The organism is Pseudorhodoplanes sp. (assembly GCF_046289595.1).
Lineage (GTDB): Bacteria > Pseudomonadota > Alphaproteobacteria > Rhizobiales > Xanthobacteraceae > Pseudorhodoplanes.
Genome location: NZ_JBKBVB010000196.1, coordinates 1 through 4,362 on the forward strand (window position 1 = coordinate 1; position 4,362 = coordinate 4,362).

Annotated in this window: 4 protein-coding genes; 1 reads left to right on the forward strand and 3 read right to left on the reverse strand. The window is 65.5% G+C overall.

What is annotated here, in order from left to right:
* The first annotated feature begins 213 nt into the window (after positions 1–213).
* On the forward strand, positions 214–396 hold the full coding sequence (locus ACK41X_RS22700) for a DUF2735 domain-containing protein (protein WP_409728360.1): 183 nt from the start codon (positions 214–216) through the stop codon (positions 394–396).
* Positions 397–563: 167 nt separating this feature from the next.
* Here the strand turns inward: ACK41X_RS22700 and ACK41X_RS22705 are convergent, their stop codons facing one another.
* The 3 genes from ACK41X_RS22705 to ACK41X_RS22715 form a co-directional block, all read right to left on the reverse strand.
* On the reverse strand, positions 564–1,502 hold the full coding sequence (locus tag ACK41X_RS22705; RefSeq protein ID WP_409728363.1) for a glutaminase: 939 nt from the start codon (positions 1,500–1,502) through the stop codon (positions 564–566).
* 164 nt (positions 1,503–1,666) lie between these two features.
* Positions 1,667–2,419 carry a crotonase/enoyl-CoA hydratase family protein gene (locus ACK41X_RS22710; RefSeq protein WP_409728366.1) on the reverse strand — a complete coding sequence of 251 codons (753 nt, stop codon included), beginning with the start codon at positions 2,417–2,419 and terminating at the stop codon, positions 1,667–1,669.
* Between the two features lies 1 nt (position 2,420).
* Positions 2,421–4,202 carry an acyl-CoA dehydrogenase gene (locus ACK41X_RS22715; RefSeq protein WP_409728369.1) on the reverse strand — a complete coding sequence of 594 codons (1,782 nt, stop codon included), beginning with the start codon at positions 4,200–4,202 and terminating at the stop codon, positions 2,421–2,423.
* Between the last annotated feature and the right edge of the window lie 160 nt (positions 4,203–4,362).

The following is a 4,362-nucleotide window of genomic DNA, read 5'->3' on the forward strand; positions in this document are numbered from 1 at the left end:
CACTGGCGCGGCACTTGCTGCAGCACAGCACTTTGTGTGCGCGGCGCGATTGCTGGGCAAAGCGGCAAGTTCGCGAAAGCACATATTCTATGCAGATGCCGATTTTTTGGCGCGCAAACGGAGCAAATCGCGGGCAACCGGCTTATATTGATCCCAACGAAGTGAGCCGCGCTCAAGCCAGAGGCCCAAGCAAGCGAGCGAAGGATTGAACCGATGCCGAACCTGAACCGATCCGCCGAGATCATCGCGTTCCCGCCGCGCGGGCGGTTTGCCGCTGCGCCGGAGCCAAGCGATACGCGCACCGCATCGCGCATCGTCCAGGCCGTGACCAAAGTCGTCAGCGGCGCCTGGTACCACGAGGAAGCCATCCGCGAGGAGCGGCCGAAGTCCAACTGACACATCTGGTTTGCACAGCGCCGGGTCTGTGCGAGGAGCGCGCGTTCGCCGGGACGCGCGCTCTTTTCTTTATTCTTCCTGTTTCGTTATGTGTTCCTGCGGCTTATTCGGGATCGCAGCCCGCCAGCGCGTGAGGTGCGGGCGGCTTGCCGGCTGCGGATACCCGGTCACGCCCCGAACACCGACCAGCCCATGCGCTGCGTCAGGGCTTCCAGCGCGATGCGGCCGAGATGCGAATTGCCGGTGTCGTCGAGGCCGGGCGACCACACTGCGATCGAGGCCTTGTCCGGCGCGATCGCCAGAATGCCGCCGCCGACGCCGCTTTTGCCCGGCAATCCCACGCGATAGGCGAATTCGCCGGAGCCGTCGTAATGGCCGCACATCAGCATGATGGCGTTGATCCGGCGCGCCCGCTCGGCCGGTACGACCGTAAAGCCGGTGGACGGGTTTTTGCCCTGATGCGCCAGGAAACGGCCGGCCATGGCGAGCTGGCGGCACGACATCGCGATCGCGCAATGATGGAAATAGACGCCGAGCGTATAGTCGACCGGATTGTCGAGCACGCCAAAGGCCTTCATGTAATTGGCGAGCGCGGCATTGCGAAAGCCGGTGCGCGATTCGGAGGCGGCCACCGTTTCGTCGATGACGATGGCGGTATCGTCGGCAACAAAGTGCATGAAGCGCAGGATGTCGCCCAGCGCCTCGCGCGGCTTGTGCCCCGACAGGATGGTGTCGGTGACGGCGATGGCGCCGGCATTGATGAAAGGATTGCGCGGCACACCCATCTCGTATTCGAGCTGGACGATGGAATTGAAGGCGCTGCCCGAGGGTTCGCGGCCGACCTTGCGCCACAGCCGGTCGCCGACCCGCCCGAGCGCGAGCGTCAGCGTGAACACTTTCGAGATGCTCTGGATCGAGAACGGCTCCTCGGCATCGCCGCCCATGGCCACGCGGCCCTGCGCATCGATCACCGCGATGCCGAATTTGGCCGGATCGGCGCGGGCAAGCTCCGGAATATAGGTCGCGACCTCGCCGCGATCGGAGCGCCGCCGCATCTCGTCTGCGATTTCGGTGACAATCTGCTGGAGATCGGGGGCGTGGATCATGTTGGATCGAGACATAAGCCGCGAGTATCGTGTGATGGACTGCGCACGGAATTCTTAAACTCGCTCATTCCCGCGAAGGCGGGCGGCCGACAATCGAACGCAAAGCCTCGCGCACGTTGCGTAACAACATCGAGTACAGGCTGACAAGCTGTGACAAATCCTCCTCACCTCTTCCGCGCAAAAAATGCCGCGAATGCCGCCCGCGCTTCCGGCGATTGCAGCCGCTCGCGGAAGAAATCGGCTTCCTCGTCGATGCGCTCGGCGATTTCGCCAGGATCGCCGCGGATCAGCCGCCGCGCCGCCAGCACGGCTTCCGCCGGAAGGCTTGCGATCTTCTGCGCGGCCGCCAGCGCCTGCGGTTCGACTTCGGTACTCTCCGTCACCTTGTTGACCAGACCCAGCGCCAGCGCGCGATCGGCATCGAGCGGTTCGCCCATCACCAGCATCTCGAAGGCGCGGCGCGGTCCCATCAGCCGCGGCGCAAGCAGGCTCGATGCCGCTTCCGGCACAAGGCCCAAGCCGACAAACGGCGTCGAGAAGCGCGAGGCGGCCGAGGCCACCACATAATCGCAATGCATCAGCATCGTGGTGCCGACGCCGATGGCGAGGCCGTCGACCGCGGCGACCATCGGACGCTCGCAATAGGCGAGCGCATGAAGGAAGCGCAGGACCGGTTCGCCGAGCCCTTCGCCCTCGTCGGCAGCCTTGCGGAATTCATCGAGGTCGTTGCCGGCACAGAACGCGCCGATCTGGCCCGCAATCACAAGGCAGCGGATCGACGGCGTGGTCTTGGTCGCGACGATGGCGGCAGCCATCGCTTCATACATGCCGGCGGTGAGCGCGTTCTTCTTCTCCGGCCGGTTCATTCGCAGGATGCGGACTGCGCCGTCGTCGCGGACCGATACCTGCGCGCTCATGTCAGGCGGCCTCGTCCGGCAGTGCTGCGGCGAGAACGCTGTCGGCGGCTTCGGTCACGGTCTTTTCCAGGCCTTCGCTTTGCACCGCGATGTTTTCTGCAAAGAAACGGGCCACCGCGATGCGATCCGCGCCGTTGCCATTGCCCAGACGGGTCGCGGCGAGCGCTTCGTTCGCAAGCAGCGCCCCGCCCGCGGCGCTGCCGAACAGCCGCAGATACGGTGTCGCGCCGGCAAGCGCCGCGCGCGTGCCAGAGCTGAGCTGCGCCAGCAGCCAATCGGTCGCGCGCTCGAGCGCATCGATGGATTGCGTGAGCCGCGTTGCGGTCGCGCCGAAGGCGGGATCGTTCACCGTCTGCACGCGGGCGACGATGTCGCGCAGCTCTGCGATGAAGGCTTTCACGGTCGCACCGCCATTCAACGGCAGCTTTCGGGTGACGAGATCGATCGCCTGGATGCCGTTGGTGCCCTCGTAGATCGCGGCGATCCGCGCGTCGCGATAATGCTGCGCCGCGCCGGTTTCCTCGATGAAGCCCATGCCGCCATGCACCTGCACGCCCAGCGAAGCGACCTCGATGCCGATATCGGTGGAGAAGGCTTTCGCCACGGGTGTCAGCAGCGCCGCGCGCTCCTGCGCGGCTTTGGCCGCGCCTGCATCCTTGTCGAGATGGCTGCGGTCGAGCGCGATCGCGGTGGCGTAACAGATCGCGCGCGCCCCTTGCGTCAGCGCCCGCATGGTGAAGAGCATGCGCCGCACATCGGCATGTTCGATGATGGCGACGGAGGCGGGGCCGTTCGGGGCGTCGCTGCGCCCCTGTTTGCGCTCGCGGGCATAATGCAGCGCCTGCTGCATCGCGCGTTCGGCGATGGCGACGCCCTGCAATCCCACCGCAAGCCGCGCCTCGTTCATCATGGTGAACATGCAGGCCATGCCGGCATGTTCCTTGCCGATCAGGTAGCCCACGGCACCGCCCTCATCGCCATAGACCATGGTGCAGGTCGGCGACGCGTGGATGCCCATCTTGTGCTCGACCGAATGGGCGCGCACATCGTTGCGGCGGCCCGGCTTGCCGTCCGCATCGAGCAGGAATTTCGGCACCAGGAACAGCGAGATGCCCTTGGTGCCGGGCGGCGCATCGGGCAGGCGGGCGAGCACGAAATGGATGATGTTGTCGGTCATCTCGTGTTCGCCATAGGTGATGAAGATCTTAGCTCCGAAGATCCTGTACGTGCCGTCATCCGCGCGCTCGGCGCGGGCGCGCAGCGCGCCGACATCGGAGCCGGCCTGCGGCTCGGTGAGCTGCATCGTGCCCATCCATTCGCCGCTGACGAGCTTCGGCAGATAGGCGCGTTTCAAGTCGTCATTGCCGTGCAGCGCCAGCGCATCGATCCCGGCCATGGTCAGCACCGGGCCGATGCCGAAGGCCATCGAGGCCGCGTTCCACATCTCGATACAGGCCGCATTGAGCGCACGCGGCAGCCCCTGTCCGCCCCATTGCGCGGGCGAGGCGAGCCCGTTCCAGCCGGCCGCCGCCCAGTCGCGATAGGCTTCGGTCCAGCCTGGCGGCATGGTCACGCGGCCATCCTTGAACGGAGTGCCGAACTGGTCGCCTTCGCGGTTGAGTGGGGCGATCACATCCGATGCGAACCGTCCGGCCTCGACGAGCACGGCGTCGATGTCGTCGGCGGAGAGATCGCCATAGAGCCCTGCGGACAAAGCCTCCGCCATCCCGGCGCCGTGCTTGAGGGCGAATGCAATATCGGCGACCGGTGCGCGATAGGACATGGGTCTCCTCCAGACGCAGGCTTGCAGGTTCGGTTTCACGGCTAGGTTCTGTACCCATAAAGGGGATTCCCGAAGCGGGTGTAAAGTGATTCAACCTCCTGACGGAGGAGATCATGGCCCGTTTCGATCTCAGTGATGCGGAGTGGCGGATCATCGCGCC

What these genes read in the sequence shown, in the direction of transcription:
- ACK41X_RS22700 (WP_409728360.1), top strand. Translation starts at nt 214, where the DNA reads ATGCCGAACCTGAACCGATCCGCCGAGATCATCGCGTTCCCGCCGCGC.
- ACK41X_RS22705 (WP_409728363.1), bottom strand. Translation starts at nt 1,502, where the DNA reads ATGATCCACGCCCCCGATCTCCAGCAGATTGTCACCGAAATCGCAGAC.
- ACK41X_RS22710 (WP_409728366.1), bottom strand. Translation starts at nt 2,419, where the DNA reads ATGAGCGCGCAGGTATCGGTCCGCGACGACGGCGCAGTCCGCATCCTG.
- ACK41X_RS22715 (WP_409728369.1), bottom strand. Translation starts at nt 4,202, where the DNA reads ATGTCCTATCGCGCACCGGTCGCCGATATTGCATTCGCCCTCAAGCAC.